Origin of the sequence: Nocardioides iriomotensis (assembly GCF_004168035.1) — a bacterium.
Classification (GTDB): Bacteria; Actinomycetota; Actinomycetes; order Propionibacteriales; family Nocardioidaceae; genus Nocardioides_B; species Nocardioides_B iriomotensis.
On sequence record NZ_SDPU01000027.1, the window covers coordinates 1 to 15,745 of the forward strand.

Below are 15,745 nucleotides of genomic sequence, written 5' to 3' on the forward strand. Positions count from 1 at the left end.
GGTGCGCATGTGGGTGACCGCGTTGGAGACGTCACCGGTGCCCGCCTCGCCCTTGGACCGGATCATCGCCGCACCCTCGGTGACCCGACGCAGCGCCTCACCGAGGTTGGTCGCGCCGCACACGAACGGCACCGTGAACGCCCACTTGTCGATGTGGTGGGCGTAGTCGGCCGGGGTCAGCACCTCGGACTCGTCGATGTAGTCCACGCCCAACGACTGCAGCACCTGCGCCTCGACGAAGTGCCCGATCCGGGCCTTGGCCATCACCGGGATCGACACCGCCTCGATGATCCCGTCGATCATGTCCGGGTCGCTCATCCGGGACACGCCACCCTGGGCCCGGATGTCCGCCGGAACCCGCTCGAGCGCCATCACGGCGACCGCGCCGGCGTCCTCGGCGATCTTCGCCTGGTCCGGGGTGACCACGTCCATGATCACGCCGCCCTTGAGCATCTCGGCCATGCCGCGCTTGACGCCGGTGGTGCCCGTCCGGGCCTGGGTGCTGCTGTCGTTCACTTCTCGTCCGACCTTCTGGTTCTGGGATGTGCGGCCAGCCTACGACCCAGGAACCGGGACGCCCACGCCGGTCTCGGTCCGGTGAACGCCGGGCGCAGGCGGCTGCTCAGTCGGCGAACGCCGGCGGCGGTACGTCGTCCAGGTCGACCGTGCGCAGCTCGGACGCACGGCCGGCCAGCCGCAGCCACCGGACCCGGCGCCGGCTGCGCAGCGCCCGCGCCGTGACCACGACGTCGTTGTGGAAGCGCCGGGCCAGCTCGACCTTGCGGCAGCACGCCGCAATCTCGTCGAGGAGCGGTGCGAGGTCCGGGCGGGCGCGCAGCTCGGCCACCTCGCCGGTGTCGGCGAGGACGGCGCGCAGCGTCTCCGACAGGTCGGACTCGGCCGACTCCAGCTCCTCGGGCGCGGCCGCCCGCGCCTGGTGAGCGGCGTCGACCAGCAGCAGCGACCGGGCGGGGTCGAGGGTGTCGGACGTGGCGAGCTCCAGCGCGGCCCCGGACCGGCGCAGCAGCACCGCGTCGAGGGCCCCGCGCGCGACGTCGATCCGCCGGTGCATCTCGTCGAGGCGGTGCGCGGTCCACCACAGCCACAGCCCCAGCACCACGAGCACCAGCGCGAGGGTCAGCCACCAGCCCCAGGGCATCAGTCGGCTCCCGACACGGTCTCGTACACCTGGACGATCTTCGTCGCCACGGTGCTCCAGTCGTAGCGGCGCACGCCGACGGCGGCCGCCTCGTCGAGCGCTGTACGGCGGTCGGGGTGGTCGAGCAGGCCGGCCAGGTGTGCTGCGAGGTCGTCGACGTCCCCGGACCGGAAGAGCTCGCCGTACCGGCCGCCCTCGAGCACCCGGCTGAACGCGCCGATGTCGCTGGCGAGCACGGTGGCGCCGGCCGCCATCCCCTCGACCAGCACGATCCCGAACGACTCGCCGCCCGTGTTGGGCGCGACGTAGACGTCGGCGGTGCGGAGCGCGCTCGCCTTGTCCTCGTCGGAGGCCCGGCCGAGGAACGTCACCTGGTCGCGCACGCCCTCGGGCAGCGCGGCCCGGGCCCGGTCGATGTCTCCCCCGCCGACGACCAGGAGGCGCAGCCCGGGCCGCTGGGCGGCCACGCGCGCGAACGCCTCGCTCATCAGCGCGAAGCCCTTGCGTGGCTCGTCGATGCGACCGACGAACGCGACCGTCCCATCGGCGCCGCGCCACTCGGGGCGCGTCTGCGCGTGGGCGTAGTGGTCGACGTAGACACCGTTGGGGATCACCACCGGCTCGCCGCCGACGTGCGCCACGAGGGTGCCGCGGGCGTGCTCGGACACGGCGATGCGTGCGGTGATCTTCTCCATCGACGGCCGCAGGATCGACGCGGACGCGGACATCGCGCGCGAGCGCACGTTGGAGGTGTGAAAGGTGGCGACCACCGGGCACTCGGTCAGCCACAGGGCGAGCAGCGCGATGCTCGGGGTGGCCGGCTCGTGGATGTGCAGCACGTCGAAGCGGCCGTCCTTGAGCCACCGGCGCACCCGGGCCGCGACGACCGGCCCGAACGACAGCCGCGCCACGGACCCGTTGTAGGGCACCGGCACAGCACCCCCGGCGAGGGTGACGTAGGCCGGGACGTGGTCCTCCTCCCCCGGCGCGAGGACCGCGACGTCGTGACCGCGGGCGAGCAGCGCCTCGGCGAGGTCCTTCACGTGGTTCTGCACGCCGCCCGGTGTGTCGAAGGAGTAGGGACAGACCAGGCCGACGCGCATCAGGCGCCGTCCCGGGAGGGACGCGGCGGCCGCGGCGCGAGGTCGGCGACGAACACCTTCTGCATCATGTGCCAGTCGACCGGGTCGGCGGCGATGCCGGCGCTGAACGCGTCCGCGACGCCCTGCATCATCGCCACGATCCCGTCGTCGCCCGGCGCGTGCGGCACCGGTGGGTGGAAGGTGAGCTCGAGGTCGCGGCCACGGTAGGCCAGGGTGACCGGCACGAGGTCGACGCCGGTGGCGCGCGCCAGCACCGCGGGACCGCGCGGCATCCGGGCGGGCTCCCCGAGCAGGTCCACGTCGACGCCGCCGCGCGAGAGGTCCCGGTCGGCCAGGAGGCAGACCAGCCGGCCCTCGCGGACGGCGTCGATGAGCCGGCGCAGCGGCGGCGGGCCGCCGGTCAGCGGCAGGATCTCCATGCCCAGCCCGGCGCGGAACGCCACGAACTCGTCGTAGAGCCGGGTCGGCTCGAGCCGCTCGGCGACCGTCGTGACCGGCATGCCGGTGGCGCACGCCCAGGCACCGGCCCAGTCCCAGTTGCCCATGTGCGGCAGCGCGGCGACCACCCCGCGCCCCGCCGACACCGGACCGCGCAGCCGCTCCTCGCCCCGCACGCGGGTACGGGCGACGACGTCGTCGATGTCCCACGACGGCAGCCGGAACGACTCGCACCAGTAGCGCAGGTAGGACCGGACACCGGCCCGCACCGTCGCGTCGAGGTCGTCGGCGGGAACGGTGCGCGCGAGGTTGGCCCGCAGCCGCTGGACGCTGCGCCCGTCGCGGGCGTGGATGCCGTCGGCGATCCGGTCGAACGTCGCGCGCGCGGCGGGCTCGGGCAGCAGCCGGACGGCCCGCCAGCCGGTGAGGTACGCCGCCGTGACACCGTGCCCCGACGCCGCCGACACGGCCCGCCGCAGGCCGCCCTGGACGTCCATCGGCTACGCCGTCGCCGCGAGGGCCTGGCGTCGTACCGCGAGGATCCGCTGGACCACCGTCACCGTGCTGGCCAGCGCGAGCACGCCGAGCGTGAAGGGGACGAACCAGGCCTGCCCGAAGATCTCCGAGAACCCCGTCATCACCAGGATCGCGACGAGACGGTCGGCGCGCTCGGCGATCCCGCCCTTGGCCTCCATGCCCAGCGACTCGGCGCGGGCCCGGGCGTAGGACGTGGTCGCGCCCATCACCAGGCAGTAGAGCGCGAGCCCCGCCCACAGGTCCGAGTGCCCCGGCCCCATGAAGTAGAGGACGAGCCCGCCGAACACCGCGGCGTCGCCCAGCCGGTCGAGCGTGGAGTCCAGGAACGCGCCCCAGGCGGACGACTTCCCGGAGAGCCGGGCCATCTGCCCGTCGACCATGTCGCTGAACACGAACGCGGTGATCACGAGCACGCCGGCGAGCAGCTGTCCGCGCGGGAAGAAGAACAGCGCGCCGAAGGCGACGCCGAGAGTGCCCACGACGGTCACGGCGTCGGGGCTGATGCCCAGGCGCAGGAACAGCCGCGCGACCGGGGAGATCACGCGGGCCCAGAAGTCACGGAAGCGGTTCAGCATGGCGAGAGCAGGCTAACGGCAGCGGGCCCGGGTCAGGCCGGCCACGCCGACGCGAGCAGCGAGCGCGTCTCGGACATCAGCTGGGGCAGCGTGCGGGTGCGGCCGATGATCGGCATGAAGTTCTGGTCGCCGGCCCAGCGCGGCACCACGTGCTGGTGCAGGTGCGCGGCGATGCCCGCGCCGGCGACCGAGCCCTGGTTCATCCCGATGTTGAACCCGTGCGCCCCGGACACCTCGCGGATCACCCGCATGGCGGTCTGGGTCAGCCGCGCGACCTCGTCGGTCTCCTCGTCGGTCAGCTCGGTGTAGTCGGCGACGTGCCGGAACGGGCACACCATCAGGTGACCCGGGCTGTACGGGTACAGGTTGAGCACGACGAACGCCGTCCCGCCGCGGTGGACGACCAGCCCCTCCTCGTCGGTGAGGGTCGGCATCCGGCAGAACGGGCACTCCCCCGCCGTGCTGTCGGCGGGCTTGTTCTGGCCGCGGATGTAGGCCATCCGGTGCGGGGTCCACAGCCGCTCGAGCTCGTCGGGGACCCCCGCACCGTCCTGGTGGTGCGTGTCGTCGTCGCCCACCGGTCAGACCTGCGTGCGCGCGGCGATCGCCTCGGTGACGCGGGCGATCGCGTCGTCGACGGAGACGCCGTTGTCCTGGTGGCCGTCCCGGTAGCGGAAGGACACCGCGCCGGCCGCCATGTCGTCGTCACCGGCGATCAGCATGAACGGCACCTTCTGCAGCTGCGCGTTGCGGATCTTCTTCTGCATGCGGTCGTCGGAGTCGTCGACCTCGACGCGCACGCCCGCGGCGCGGAACCGCGCGGCCACCTCGGCGAGGTAGTCGTTGTGCCGCTCGGCGATCGGGATCGCCTGCACCTGCACGGGCGCCAGCCAGGGCGGGAAGGAGCCGGCGTAGTGCTCGACCAGCACGCCGAAGAACCGCTCGATCGACCCGAACTTGGCGGAGTGGATCATCACCGGCTGCTGCCGGCTGCCGTCGGCGGCCTGGTACTCGAGCCCGAAGCCCTTGGGCTGGTTGAAGTCGTACTGGATGGTCGACATCTGCCAGGTGCGGCCGATCGCGTCCCGGGCCTGGACGGAGATCTTCGGGCCGTAGAAGGCCGCGCCGCCCGGGTCGGGCACCAGCTCGAGGCCGGTCTCCTTGGCGACGTCCTCCAGCACCTGGGTGGCGACCGCCCAGTCCTCGTCGGAACCGACGAACTTGTCCTTCTTGGAGTCGTCGCGGGTGGACATCTCCAGGTAGTAGTCGTCGAGGCCGAAGTCGCGCAGCAGCCCGAGCACGAAGTCGAGCAGGTGCTTGATCTCGCCGGGTGCCTGCTCGGGGGTGACGTAGGAGTGCGAGTCGTCCTGGGTCAGGCCGCGCACCCGGGTGAGGCCGTGCACGACGCCGGACTTCTCGTAGCGGTAGACCGACCCGAACTCGAACAGCCGCAGCGGCAGCTCGCGGTAGGACCGCCCGCGCGACCTGAAGATCAGGTTGTGCATCGGGCAGTTCATCGCCTTCAGGTAGTAGTTGGCGCCCTCGAACTCGATCGGGGGGAACATCGTGTCGGCGTAGTACGGCAGGTGCCCGGAGGTGTGGAACAGCCCCTCCTTCGAGATGTGCGGGGTGCCGACGTAGTCGAAGCCCTCCTCGATGTGCCGGCGGCGGACGTAGTCCTCCATCTCGCGCTTGATCACGCCGCCCTTGGGGTGGAAGACCACGAGGCCGGAGCCGATCTCGTCGGGGAACGAGAACAGGTCGAGGTCGCGGCCGAGCTTGCGGTGGTCGCGGCGCTCGGCCTCCTCGATCCGGTGCAGGTGCTCCTCGAGCGCCTCCTTGGACTCCCAGGCGGTGCCGTAGATGCGCTGGAGCTGCTTGTTGTTCTCGTCGCCGCGCCAGTAGGCCGCCGCCGAGCGCATCAGCTTGAACGCCGGGATCCGCTTCGTCGTGGGCAGGTGCGGGCCGCGGCACAGGTCGCCCCAGGCGACGTCGCCGTTGCGGCGCACGTTGTCGTAGATGGTGAGCTCGCCGGCGCCGACCTCGACGCTCGCGCCCTCGGCCGCGCCCTCGGCGTTGCCGGAGCCCTTCAGCCCGATCAGCTCGATCTTGTAGGGCTCGTCCTTCAGCTCGGCGACCGCGTCGGCGTCGCTGATCGGCCGGCGGGAGAACTTCTGCCCCTCCTTGACGATCTTGCGCATCCGCGACTCGATCTTCTCGAGGTCCTCCGGGACGAACGGGGTCTCGACGTCGAAGTCGTAGTAGAAGCCGTTCTCGACCGGCGGGCCGATGCCGAGCTTGGCGTCGGGGAACAGCTCCTGCACCGCCTGCGCCATCACGTGGGCGGTCGAGTGGCGCAGGATGTCGCGGCCGTCGGCCGAGTCGATCGCGACCGCCTCGACCTCGGCGCCGTCGGCCAGCTCGTGCGCCAGGTCGCGCAGCGCCCCGTCGACGCGGGCGGCGATGACGCTCGGGTCCTCGACGAACAGCTCCCAGGCCTTGGTGCCCGTCGTCAGGGTGCGCTCGTCTCGCTCGTCTGCGGCGATGACGGTGACCTTGATCTCGGACACGGTGGACCTCTCTGGTGATCGGGAGTGGTGCTCGTCCTGCGGACTCGGTCAGGGTATCCAGCGCACGGCGCGGGGCGCTCGCGGGTTTCCGCCGCACGAAAAAAGGCCGCCTCGCGAGTGAGACGGCCTCTCCGGTGTGTGGGCGATACTGGGTTCGAACCAGTGACCTCTTCGGTGTGAACGAAGCGCGCTACCACTGCGCCAATCGCCCGGTGCGCCGCAAAGGTTAGCGCATGATCCGGGGCGTCCTCACATCCCCGGGAGCTCGGGCACCCAGGCCGCTATGTCCTGGAGCACGTTCCAGCCGCCGACAGCGAAGTGCGGCCAGTCGAAGACCGCGACGTAGACCGCGACCAGCGCGACGACGGCGAGCACGGCGACGCCGGTGAGCAGCAGCCGCCGGCGGCGTACGGCGGGGTCGAGCGCGGCCGCGCGCTGCTGCGCCTTCTCGGCCTGGACGCGGGCCCAGTGCAGCCAGCGCTTGGCAAAGGCGAACTCGGTGGCGAGGATCGCCAGGCCGAGCGGGATCAGCACGAAGGCCGGGCCGGGGGTGACCAGCATCACCACGCCGACGACGGTCACGAGGGTGCCGACGACGCCGACGACGATCTTGGTGGACAGGGACAGGACCGGGTGGGCATGGAAGATCCGGTGCACCCGCGCGCGGAATCCGTGCGGCGGCTCCGGCTCTGGACCGGACCGGCCGTGCGCCGGACGGTCATCCGACGTAAGGTCCGCGACGTCGTCGGGCATGGCACCTCGGGTCTCGTGGGCCTCCGCAGAGGGTGTCATCCGGCAGGTGAGACGAGCGTAACGAGCCTCTGGTTGACCGTTCGGAGGGTCGATGTGGACCAAATGGGACACATCGACCAACCGAACGGTCATTGCTTGAAAAAAGTGCCGAGATTCGTTTGGAACTCCGTCACGACGCCTACTACTTGGCGTCTCACTGCCGAAGTCCGGAGGGGATGACCTGGGAGGAACGAGATGGAGTACTCGATGAACTACTCGATGAACGCCGCGCCGGCCACGGTGACGCAGCCGGTGCGCCTCGAGCTGATCGACGCGTCGGGTGCCGCGACGCCGCTGGAGGCCGAGCTGCGCTACGACGCCACCGACCCGTTCGCGGTGACGACGGTGTTCATGACCGGCCACAGCGAGGTCCGCTGGACCTTCGGTCGGGACCTGCTGGCCGAGGGCCTCTACGAGCCCGCCGGTGACGGCGACGTGCACGTCTGGCCGTGCCTCGACAGCAACGGCCACGCCGTGGTGATCATCGAGCTCTGCTCCCCTGACGGCGAGGCGCTGGTCCAGGCCCGCACCGGGGACCTGCGCTCCTTCGTCGACCGCATGAACAAGGCGGTCAAGCCGGGCTCCGAGTCCGAGCTGATCGACATCGACGCCACCATCGCGTCGATCTTCGCGGCCGAGGCCGCCTGAGCCGACCCGCTGTCCGCACCGCCGTCGAACGGCGGTCCGTGCCCTAGGGTTGGCGGGGAGGACCAACCCCCGGAGCGCACGGAACCGCCGGCGACCGGGCCGACCTGCCGGCCACGAGCCGGCACAGGTGAGGCGTGACGACAGGTGCTGTTCAGCCATGACACCGAGCACTCCCTCGCCTGCGCGGTCGAGCTGGTCAACTCCGCGCCCCGGGGCGCCAACGACGAGGGCCTGCCCGACCTGAACGCGCTGCGGGAGTTCGTCGTCCGCCACGACGTCAGCGAGGTGGGCCGGCTCAGCGGCGCCGACCTGCAGGCCGTCCAGGACCTGCGCGAGGCGATCCGTCCCGTCTTCTCGGCCCCCGACGACCGCACCGCTGCCGCCGTCGTCAACACCCTGGTCTCCCAGGCGGGTGTCACCCCGCGGCTGACCGACCACGACGGCTACGACTGGCACATCCACTACTTCACCCCGGGCGCCAGCCTCGCCGACCACCTCGCGATCGACTGCGGGATGGCCCTCGCCCACGTCGTGGCCAGCGGCGAGCACGAGCGGCTGCGCCGGTGCGAGGCGCCCGACTGCGAGCAGGTCCTCGTCGACCTCTCCCGCAACCGCTCCAAGCGCTACTGCGACGCGCGCACCTGCGGCAACCGCCTGCACGTCGCGGCCTACCGCGAGCGCCAGCGCGCCGCGCAGTAGCGGCGGACCTAGGGGTCGACGTCGGCGGCCTCGCGGTCGGCCCAGACCTTCACGCACTCCGCCGTCACGGGGCCAGGGGCCGGCAGGTCACGGTCGTCCAGCCGGTGCACCGGCTGGACGTCGCGCGTCGTGGACACCAGGAACACCTCGTCGGCGCGGGTCAGCACGTCGAGCGGCTCGTCGACCTCCACGGCGTCGTACCACTCGAGCAGGAGGGCACGGCTGATCCCGGCCAGGCAGCCCGACCCCAGCGTGGGCGTGCGCAGCTCGCCGTCGACGACGTAGAAGACGTTGGAGCCGGTGCCCTCGCAGAGGTTGCCGACCGTGTTGCCGAAGATCGCCTCGGTCGCCCCCTGCTCGCGGGCGCGGGCGAGCGCGACGACGTTCTCGGCGTACGACGTGGTCTTCAGCCCGGCCAGCGCGCCCCTCTCGTTGCGCGGCCACGGCACCGTCACCGCGTGCGTCGAGGCGGCCGCGGCAGCCATCGGGGCGGCGACCACGACGAGCGTCGGCGAGCTGTCATCGGCGCGGCCGGAGCCGAGCGACGCGACGCCACCGGTGTAGGTGATCCGCAGCCGCCCGAGCGGCAGCTCGACGCCGTCCAGGACGGCCGCCACCCCGCGCCGTACCTCGACGAGGTCGGGCGCGGGCAGGCCCAGACCCCGTGCACAGCCGGCCATCCGCTCCAGGTGCCGGGTGAGCGCGAAGGGCCGGCCGTCGACGACCTTGACCGCCTCGAACACGCCGTCGCCGACGGTGAACCCGTGGTCCTGCACGGTGATCGCGGGGCTGGTCGGGTCGTCGAGAAGGCTGCCGTTGATCCATGCGCGCATGCGTCAGACCCTAGGCGGGAGGTCGTGGCGGGGCGTCGCTCCCGCACCACGAACCCCGAATTTGTCATTCGCACGATGTCGGCTAAAGTTCTCGACGCACGCCGGGGCGGGAGACCGCACCGGATCGCGCAAGCGGACGTAGCTCAGTTGGTAGAGCGCAACCTTGCCAAGGTTGAGGTCGCGAGTTCGAGCCTCGTCGTCCGCTCGGAGAAGGGTACGCAGATCCCCTCCTTGGTGGAGTGGCCGAGAGGCGAGGCAACGGACTGCAAATCCGTCTACACGGGTTCAAATCCCGTCTCCACCTCGATTGCTCAACCACCACCCGGTGTGGGAACTTGGGCCGTCACGGGCGATTGGCGCAGTGGTAGCGCGCTTCCTTGACACGGAAGAGGTCACTGGTTCAAACCCAGTATCGCCCACCAGATCAGAGACACGACGAAGCCCCTCAGCCGCTCAGGCCGAGGGGCTTTTCTCGTCCGGCCGTACCCGCACACGGACTCAGCCGGGAGACACCGCTCCGGGGGCGGCTCTGCCTGGCGCCGGCCCGAGCGCCGCCGTCAGGAGCGCCTCGACGTCGTCGAGGTCCAGCGCCCACTCGTCGTGCCTGCCCGGCCCGGCCAGCCGCTCCAGCCGCTCGCTCGCCGCGCGGACCGCATCTCTGAGCCGCAGCGCCTGCCCGGCCTCGTCCTCGCCGGGTGCCGAGGACGCGAGCACCGTCAGCCGGTCCTCCGCGGAGGCGACCCGCGGCATCGCGACGCGCCACCCGCCGGCAACCTCGTCGATCGACCCGGACGAGCGCAGCTGCGGGACCAGCTCGTGAGCGAACCAGGTCACCTCCGCCTTGGCGGTCTCCAGACCGGTCAGCCAGCTCCGCCGCTCGCGCCCTCTGACGAGGAAGAACATGCCGAGCGCGGCGGCCGCCACCACGAGCGCGAAGGCGACCCATGCTGCCGGCGACGGCGAGTCCGTCTCCTCCGCGGCTGCCTCGGCCTCGCCGGCAGGGGACGGCGCCGACGAGGGCGAAGGAGCCGCCGACGTCGCCGCGGGGACGGGGACAGCGATCACCGTCGAGGTACGTGGGGTGGGTTGCTGCGGCTCCTGCTCAGGGGTCCGGGTCGGCCGCGCCGTGGGTGACGGCCGCTCCGTGTCGGGCGACAGCGACAGAGACCGCGACGGTCTCGGCGGGGCCTCCGTCTGTTCCGGGACGTCGGGGGAACGGCTGAGGCTCGGCAGCTGCCGCGTGGGCGACGGCGACGCCGTCACCGAGGGGCGGTTCGCGGGCTCCTGGTCGACGTCAGAGCCGCAGGACGACAGGGGCAGAACCGCAAGCACGCACAGGACGGCGAAGCGAGTCGCGCGTCGGACCATGGACTCCTCCAGTCACCGGGCTACCTCGGGACCGCGATGCCCCCCGTTTCCACGTCGGACCGCGGGGAGGGCTCACCCTGGACCGGGTGGCTTGCACCGTCCCGGCCGTGGCTGTCGCTATGCGCCGCTGGCCTCCTTGGCGTCGCGCTCGAGCGCCTCGGCGTCCGCCTTGAGCTGTTTCTTCTGGAGCTTCTCCGAGCGGCGCATCGCCTCCTCGATCCTCGCCTCCATGTCCATGGCGCCGACGACCACGAGGCCCGCCTCCCCCCTGTCGAGGGACTCACCGAGGACCTTCAGGTCGTCCCGGCTCATCCCGGCGGCGGCATGGCCCGCCACGGCGCCCAGGATCGCCCCGCCTGCCGAGGTGGCCGCAAGCAGGCCGCCCCCGATCGCCGCGAACGGGAAGAGAGCGACGACGAGGCCGGTGGCCAGACCCGCACCGCCTCCGAGCACTCCCCCCACCCGGGTCGGTGTCTCGTGCTTGCGGGTGATCTTCACCTTGCCGTCCTCGCGACGGTGGATGACGGCCGCGTCGTAGGCGTCCATCAGTCCCTCCTTGGCGTGGAGCTCCTTCACCACGTCGTAGTCCGCCTCGGCGGCCGCGACGTCGGAGTAGACGCCCGCGAGAACGATGAACGTGTCGAATGCCATCGGATGTCCTCCTGGTCGATCGGGCACCGCGGACGCGTCGGGGTCGTTGCCCCAGGTCGCCGATGCTGGGGCTCCAACGTCATGACCGGGTGCGGCGCGTGCCTCATCCGTGACGGGTGATCTGATCCCGCCCAGCCGGCGAAACGCCCGTTTCGTGAGGTCGCACCGCGCATCACGCGTCGCGGACGACCCGGGGCCCCGCAAGGAAAAGGCCCCCGACCACTCGAGAGCGCCGGGGGCCGAAACCTCTGCGGCAGATTGGGGCTACCGCTGGTGGCCGTCGGGGGGCTGACGGCCAGTGGTGGGTTTCGTGAAGGACCGTGGGGGGCCGTGGTCCTTCGGCGGAAGGATCGGCACCCGGATCCCCGAACTTGAGGGCTGTCGGCCGGAACTTCGCGCCGCGAGCCGAGACCCGACCGGCACTCCGCTAGGTTCGTGGCAGCGGCCCCGTCCCTGGCTCCGTCCCCCGTGGGCTACGGGCGGGGTCGCCTCACGCCTCGACCAGCAGGCCGGAGGGGACCCACTCCTCCACCACGGCCCACCCGCTCGAGCGCAGCGACGCGACGTACACGACCCGGCCCTCCCAGCCGCCGTGGCCCTGCCGCCACTCGACGAGCAGACCGGGACGCCGGACGCCGGACAGGTCGACGGCGTCGAGCACCCAGCAGTGCCGGGCCGGGCACGTGCCGGCCGCGCGGGGGGCGTCGGCGGGTGCCGACGCGGCGACGCGGTCCTCGAGCGGCATCCGCAGACCCCGCCGCATCCCGCCACCGACCATGGCCCCAGCATCGCACGAAATCGAACAGGTGTTCGACGCTTCCGTCGGTCCAGGACATGCCGATGCCCCGCTCCACAGGTCGCAGGAGCGGGGCATCGGGTGGGAATGCGGTGAATCCCCCGACCGGCCGTTGGGAGGTCGGCCGGTCCATACCTTTGTACGGCACCCGGAGGCGCCGTTCCACCAAGGGAGGGCAAAGACTTGATGAGAGTGTCCGACTTCACGCCACGACCCGACCCGCCGTGGTATCGCAACCGGTCCAGACGGACGGTTAGCGGCACGGGTCCTGGGTAAGCACCTCCTAGCTCTCGGGTCAATCCCCCGAAACCCGGAGCGAATGGGGAGGGAGCACAACTCACCCCAGCCGCGCCCCGTGCCCGAGAGCGCGGGGCGCGGTCCGGTGGGATCAGCCGCGCGACACTGCCCACCAGGAGCGCTTCTCCCCCAGCCAGTCGTAGGCCCGCAGCGAGCCCTGCTCGGCCGCGGCCTTCACGGACACCCGGATCTCGTCGACCTCGTCGACGCAGTCCGGTGCCAGGCGGATCCTGGCGACGTCGCGGTCGTAGTCGAGTCGCATCCGGTAGTCGCACTTCACGAACGTCACGTCGCCGGACGGCGCGAAGCTGTCGGCGGTCGCGAGCGAGTAGTCGGTGCCGTCCATCAGGCCGCCGCCGAAGCGCAGCTCGGGACCCGGGTCGGTCCGGTCGGTGTCGAGGAAGACCGAGAGACCGGCTGAGTACTTCGGCAGCGGCACGAGGTTGCGGTGCTGGGTGCGGATCTTCAGCCACTTCTGGCCGTAGACGACGGTGACCTTCTCCAGGTCCACGCCCTGGTGTACGTCGCCCTTGGCGTCGGGGATCGAGCGGGAGGCCGCACCGGCGGGAGCGGCGAGCAGGGCGGGGACGGCGAGGGCTGCGACGGCGGCGAGCAGCGGGCGGGACGAGCGGGTCATGGGGTGTTCTCCTGGCGATGGCGGGTGGTTGCGGTGGTTCATCGTGCTTGACGCCGCCGGCCGCGTCCTGGTTGCTCCGGCGGGGCAGAAACCTGTCCGGACCACCGGCCGGACCGCGTTTTGCCGCGCGCCGCGGGGGCTACTGATGGGACGCAGGGAACCCGTAGCCCAAATGATCCCGGCCTGCCCGGGTGCGGGAGTTCGGCTCTGCCACAGCGAGAACGACAGGGGAAGACCGGGCTAGCCGCCGAGGAGGCGGCGCTCCTGGGCAGCACTGACACCCGTGCCCTCCGGCATCGTGACCGTCCGCGTCCACGCGAGCGTGTCCCGGATGGTGTCCCCGAGCGGACGTGGCGTGAGGCCGGTGGAGAAGGCCCGTGCCGGGTCCACCGCCATCAGCCAGACGTCCGGGTCGTCCCCCGCCCACAGCGGGAAGGCGCCCGGCTCGATCCCGGCCGCCTCGACCTCGGCCGGGGTCACCCACTGCAGCCGGGTCCCGTCCTGGCCCACGGCATCGACGGTCGCCTCGAGCTGCTCGCGCCAGGTGAACACCGGTGCCGGGCTGGCGGCGTGGAACGGCCCGGACCGGCCGTCCTCCAGCAGCCGCACCATCCACGCGCCCAGGTCGCGCACGTCGATGACCTGGGCGGGCGCGTCAGCCGGGCCGGGAGCCGGGACGGTGCCGCCTCGCGCGATGCGCTGCACCCACCACGGGAACCGCCACGTGTAGTCGTCGGGCCCGACCACGAACGTCGGCCGCACCACCAGGGTGTCGGGGCCGTGCCGGTCGACGGCGGCGCGCTCGCACAGCACCTTGAGCCCGCCGTAGGTCTCGTTGGTGACCTCCTCGACGTCGGGGTCGTGGAGCTCAGCGAGGGCGGCGTCCTCGTCGATGCCCGGGCCGTCGGGTGCGGCGTACACCGACACCGAGGACACCAGCAGGTGGTGGCCGCCGCGGCCGTCGAGGGCGTCGGCGAGGGTGTGCACCTGGCGCGGCAGGTACGCGCAGGTGTCGACCGTCGCGTCCCACTCCCCCTCGGCCAGGGTGGACAGGTCGGTGTCGCGGTCGCCCATCCGGTGGTCGAGGTCGGGGAAGAGGTCGGCGCCGGTGCGCCCGCGGTGGAAGACCGTCACGTCGTGCCCGCGCTCGACGGCCTGCTCGACGAAGTGCCGGCCGACGAACCGGGTGCCACCGATGACGAGGATGCGCATGCGTCGCACCCTAGTGCGGTGCCTTCGCGTGTGACCGACGAGATGCGCGCGGAGCCTGGGTTCCCCCGATCCGCTGGGGTAGGTTTCCTGCGCTGCCACGGAGGGACGCGACCCCCGAGCGGATCTCCCGGCGGCCGACGGCCCCGCCAGACACCCTGACCGGCGGGGCCGTCCTCATGCCCGGGGCCCGGTGTGCGGGACGCGGTGGGACTATCCCGGGACTACGCCGGACAGTACGTTCGGGTGGTCTTTGCCGGAAGCGCTCGGCTCCACGCTCCCCCGCTCCTAGGTTGAGCGGGTGCGGCCGAACCTGATCGTCTACTCGGCATCCGCCCTCGTCGTGGGCGTGATGTGCCTGGTCTTCGGCTCCGCGCTCAACCCCTCGGAGGCCGGGGCCGGCGTGACCGCGGCCGTCCGCGTCGCCAGCGACCACAGCGGCCGGTGGCTCGGCATGGCGGTGCTCTGGTTCTGCGCCTCCGTCGCGCTGACCGCCGGCCTGCCGGCGATCCTGTCGCTGTTCCAGGCCCGCGCGCACCGGCTGGGCATCGTCGGCGTCGGCGTGCTGTCCATCGGGGCGATCGGCACGAGCGGCTTCGCGATGCTGCTGGTGTTCGTCGCGGCCCTCGTCAACAACGACGCCATCCGCGTCACCAACATGGACGACGTCCTCTCCGACAGGGGTCTGGGCGTCTTCCTCTGGAGCTGGGCCACGGGGTTCTACCTGGGCTCGATCCTCGTGGCCATCGGTTTGATCGTCGCCCGCACCACGCACCTGTGGGTGCCGATCGCGCTGCTCGCCTACGTCCTGTTCCGTCCGCTCGACGGGGTCGTCGGCGAGATCGGCCCGATCATCCGGCAGCTCGCCCTCGTGCTGGCCTTCACGGGCATGGCGGTGGCCGCGGTCAGCCAGACGCAGCGGACACCCGAGACGTTCGTCGTCTAGCCGACTCCGTCGGGAGCAGCCGCACGTCGCGGCGCGCCACCGGGTGGTCCTCCTCGCAGGCCAGCGCGACCGTCACCGCGCCGCCGCAGCCGACGTGCTCGAGCCGGGCCGGCGGCGCCTCGTCGCCGGTCAGGTGCCGGTCGCCCCAGGCCATCAGCGCCACGAGCACCGGCTGCAGGTCCTTGCCCGCCCCCGTCAGGTGGTACGACGCACGCCCCCGCTCCCCCTCGACCCGGTACGCCCGGCGCTCGACGAGCCCGGCGTCGACGAGGCCGGCGAGGCGCTTGGTCAGCACGTCGCGGCTCACCCCGACGTGCCCGCGCAGGTCGTCGAACCGGTGCACGCCGTTGAACAGGTCGCGCAGCAGGAGCAGCGACCACCGGTCACCGACCAGCTCGAGGGTCCGGGCGATCGAGCAGGTCGCCGAGTCGTAGTCGGTCCACTGCACACGTGCGGTCATGACCCCACCCTACCCGCTAGGTCTGTA

At 72.0% G+C, this 15,745-nt stretch carries 18 protein-coding genes and 4 tRNA genes; 6 read left to right on the plus strand and 16 right to left on the minus strand.

Going from position 1 to position 15,745, the window contains the following annotated elements; all coding sequences use genetic code 11:
* The 9 genes from ETU37_RS14545 to ETU37_RS14585 all read right to left on the minus strand — a co-directional run.
* Positions 1-516, minus strand: a 516-nt coding sequence (locus tag ETU37_RS14545) for a beta/alpha barrel domain-containing protein (protein ID WP_476703574.1), incomplete at its 3' end; no start/stop codon positions are given.
* A gap of 106 nt (positions 517-622) precedes the next feature.
* The gene (locus ETU37_RS14550) at positions 623-1,159 is read right to left on the minus strand and encodes a hypothetical protein (protein ID WP_129988077.1); all 537 of its coding nucleotides are present in this window, start codon (positions 1,157-1,159) and stop codon (positions 623-625) included.
* Positions 1,159-2,262 carry a glycosyltransferase family 4 protein gene (locus tag ETU37_RS14555; RefSeq protein ID WP_129988078.1) on the minus strand — a complete coding sequence of 368 codons (1,104 nt, stop codon included), beginning with the start codon at positions 2,260-2,262 and terminating at the stop codon, positions 1,159-1,161. Before ETU37_RS14555 ends, ETU37_RS14550 begins: the two co-directional genes overlap by 1 nt.
* A complete protein-coding gene (locus ETU37_RS14560) occupies positions 2,262-3,197 on the minus strand; it encodes a phosphatidylinositol mannoside acyltransferase (RefSeq protein WP_129988079.1) in 936 nt (311 codons plus the stop codon). The genes ETU37_RS14555 and ETU37_RS14560 overlap by 1 nt, the downstream gene beginning before the upstream one ends.
* 3 nt (positions 3,198-3,200) lie before the next feature.
* Positions 3,201-3,812, minus strand: coding sequence for a phosphatidylinositol phosphate synthase (gene pgsA, locus ETU37_RS14565; protein ID WP_129988080.1), 612 nt, complete (start codon positions 3,810-3,812; stop codon positions 3,201-3,203).
* A gap of 32 nt (positions 3,813-3,844) precedes the next feature.
* Positions 3,845-4,390, minus strand: coding sequence for an HIT family protein (locus ETU37_RS14570; RefSeq protein WP_240755748.1), 546 nt, complete (start codon positions 4,388-4,390; stop codon positions 3,845-3,847).
* 3 nt (positions 4,391-4,393) lie between these two features.
* Entirely contained in the window at positions 4,394-6,382 is a 1,989-nt protein-coding gene (thrS, locus tag ETU37_RS14575) for a threonine--tRNA ligase (protein ID WP_129988081.1), read from the minus strand.
* Positions 6,383-6,521: 139 nt separating this feature from the next.
* A tRNA-Val gene (locus ETU37_RS14580) sits at positions 6,522-6,593 on the minus strand.
* 38 nt (positions 6,594-6,631) lie between these two features.
* Positions 6,632-7,135, minus strand: coding sequence for a PGPGW domain-containing protein (locus tag ETU37_RS14585; protein WP_165372533.1), 504 nt, complete (start codon positions 7,133-7,135; stop codon positions 6,632-6,634).
* 234 nt (positions 7,136-7,369) lie between these two features.
* Between ETU37_RS14585 and ETU37_RS14590 the strand changes: the two genes are divergently transcribed.
* Positions 7,370-7,822, plus strand: a complete 453-nt coding sequence (locus tag ETU37_RS14590; protein WP_240755749.1) for an SsgA family sporulation/cell division regulator — start codon at positions 7,370-7,372, stop codon at positions 7,820-7,822.
* Positions 7,823-7,966: 144 nt separating this feature from the next.
* The gene (locus ETU37_RS14595; RefSeq protein WP_129988083.1) at positions 7,967-8,521 is read left to right on the plus strand and encodes a CGNR zinc finger domain-containing protein; all 555 of its coding nucleotides are present in this window, start codon (positions 7,967-7,969) and stop codon (positions 8,519-8,521) included.
* A gap of 8 nt (positions 8,522-8,529) precedes the next feature.
* Here the strand turns inward: ETU37_RS14595 and ETU37_RS14600 are convergent, their stop codons facing one another.
* Positions 8,530-9,354: an aminotransferase class IV gene (locus tag ETU37_RS14600; protein WP_129988084.1), complete on the minus strand. Its 825-nt coding sequence runs from the start codon at positions 9,352-9,354 to the stop codon at positions 8,530-8,532.
* A 132-nt stretch (positions 9,355-9,486) separates the two neighbouring features.
* Between ETU37_RS14600 and ETU37_RS14605 the strand changes: the two genes are divergently transcribed.
* From ETU37_RS14605 to ETU37_RS14615, 3 genes are all read left to right on the plus strand, one after another.
* Positions 9,487-9,559, plus strand: a tRNA-Gly gene (locus tag ETU37_RS14605).
* 28 nt (positions 9,560-9,587) lie between these two features.
* Positions 9,588-9,658: transfer RNA gene (locus ETU37_RS14610), tRNA-Cys, on the plus strand.
* 43 nt (positions 9,659-9,701) lie between these two features.
* Positions 9,702-9,776, plus strand: a tRNA-Val gene (locus ETU37_RS14615).
* Between the two features lie 76 nt (positions 9,777-9,852).
* Here the strand turns inward: ETU37_RS14615 and ETU37_RS23240 are convergent.
* The 5 genes from ETU37_RS23240 to ETU37_RS14635 all read right to left on the minus strand — a co-directional run bounded on the left by ETU37_RS23240 (position 9,853) and on the right by ETU37_RS14635 (position 14,315).
* Positions 9,853-10,419: a hypothetical protein gene (locus ETU37_RS23240; RefSeq protein ID WP_165372534.1), complete on the minus strand. Its 567-nt coding sequence runs from the start codon at positions 10,417-10,419 to the stop codon at positions 9,853-9,855.
* 420 nt (positions 10,420-10,839) lie between these two features.
* Positions 10,840-11,373: a DUF1269 domain-containing protein gene (locus ETU37_RS14620; RefSeq protein ID WP_129988085.1), complete on the minus strand. Its 534-nt coding sequence runs from the start codon at positions 11,371-11,373 to the stop codon at positions 10,840-10,842.
* Positions 11,374-11,863: 490 nt separating this feature from the next.
* Positions 11,864-12,151 (minus strand): hypothetical protein, encoded by a 288-nt coding sequence (locus tag ETU37_RS14625; RefSeq protein WP_206053953.1) that lies wholly within the window; start codon positions 12,149-12,151, stop codon positions 11,864-11,866.
* A gap of 406 nt (positions 12,152-12,557) precedes the next feature.
* Complete coding sequence (locus ETU37_RS14630; protein ID WP_129988086.1) at positions 12,558-13,103, minus strand: hypothetical protein; 546 nt, start codon at positions 13,101-13,103, stop codon at positions 12,558-12,560.
* Between the two features lie 240 nt (positions 13,104-13,343).
* Complete coding sequence (locus tag ETU37_RS14635; RefSeq protein ID WP_129988087.1) at positions 13,344-14,315, minus strand: NAD-dependent epimerase/dehydratase family protein; 972 nt, start codon at positions 14,313-14,315, stop codon at positions 13,344-13,346.
* 298 nt (positions 14,316-14,613) lie between these two features.
* Here ETU37_RS14635 and ETU37_RS14640 point away from each other — a divergent pair, with 298 nt between their 5' ends.
* Positions 14,614-15,258 carry a hypothetical protein gene (locus ETU37_RS14640; protein ID WP_129988088.1) on the plus strand — a complete coding sequence of 215 codons (645 nt, stop codon included), beginning with the start codon at positions 14,614-14,616 and terminating at the stop codon, positions 15,256-15,258.
* Here the strand turns inward: ETU37_RS14640 and ETU37_RS14645 are convergent.
* Positions 15,218-15,718 carry a winged helix-turn-helix transcriptional regulator gene (locus tag ETU37_RS14645; protein ID WP_129988089.1) on the minus strand — a complete coding sequence of 167 codons (501 nt, stop codon included), beginning with the start codon at positions 15,716-15,718 and terminating at the stop codon, positions 15,218-15,220. The genes ETU37_RS14640 and ETU37_RS14645 overlap by 41 nt on opposite strands.
* Positions 15,719-15,745 lie beyond the last annotated feature (27 nt).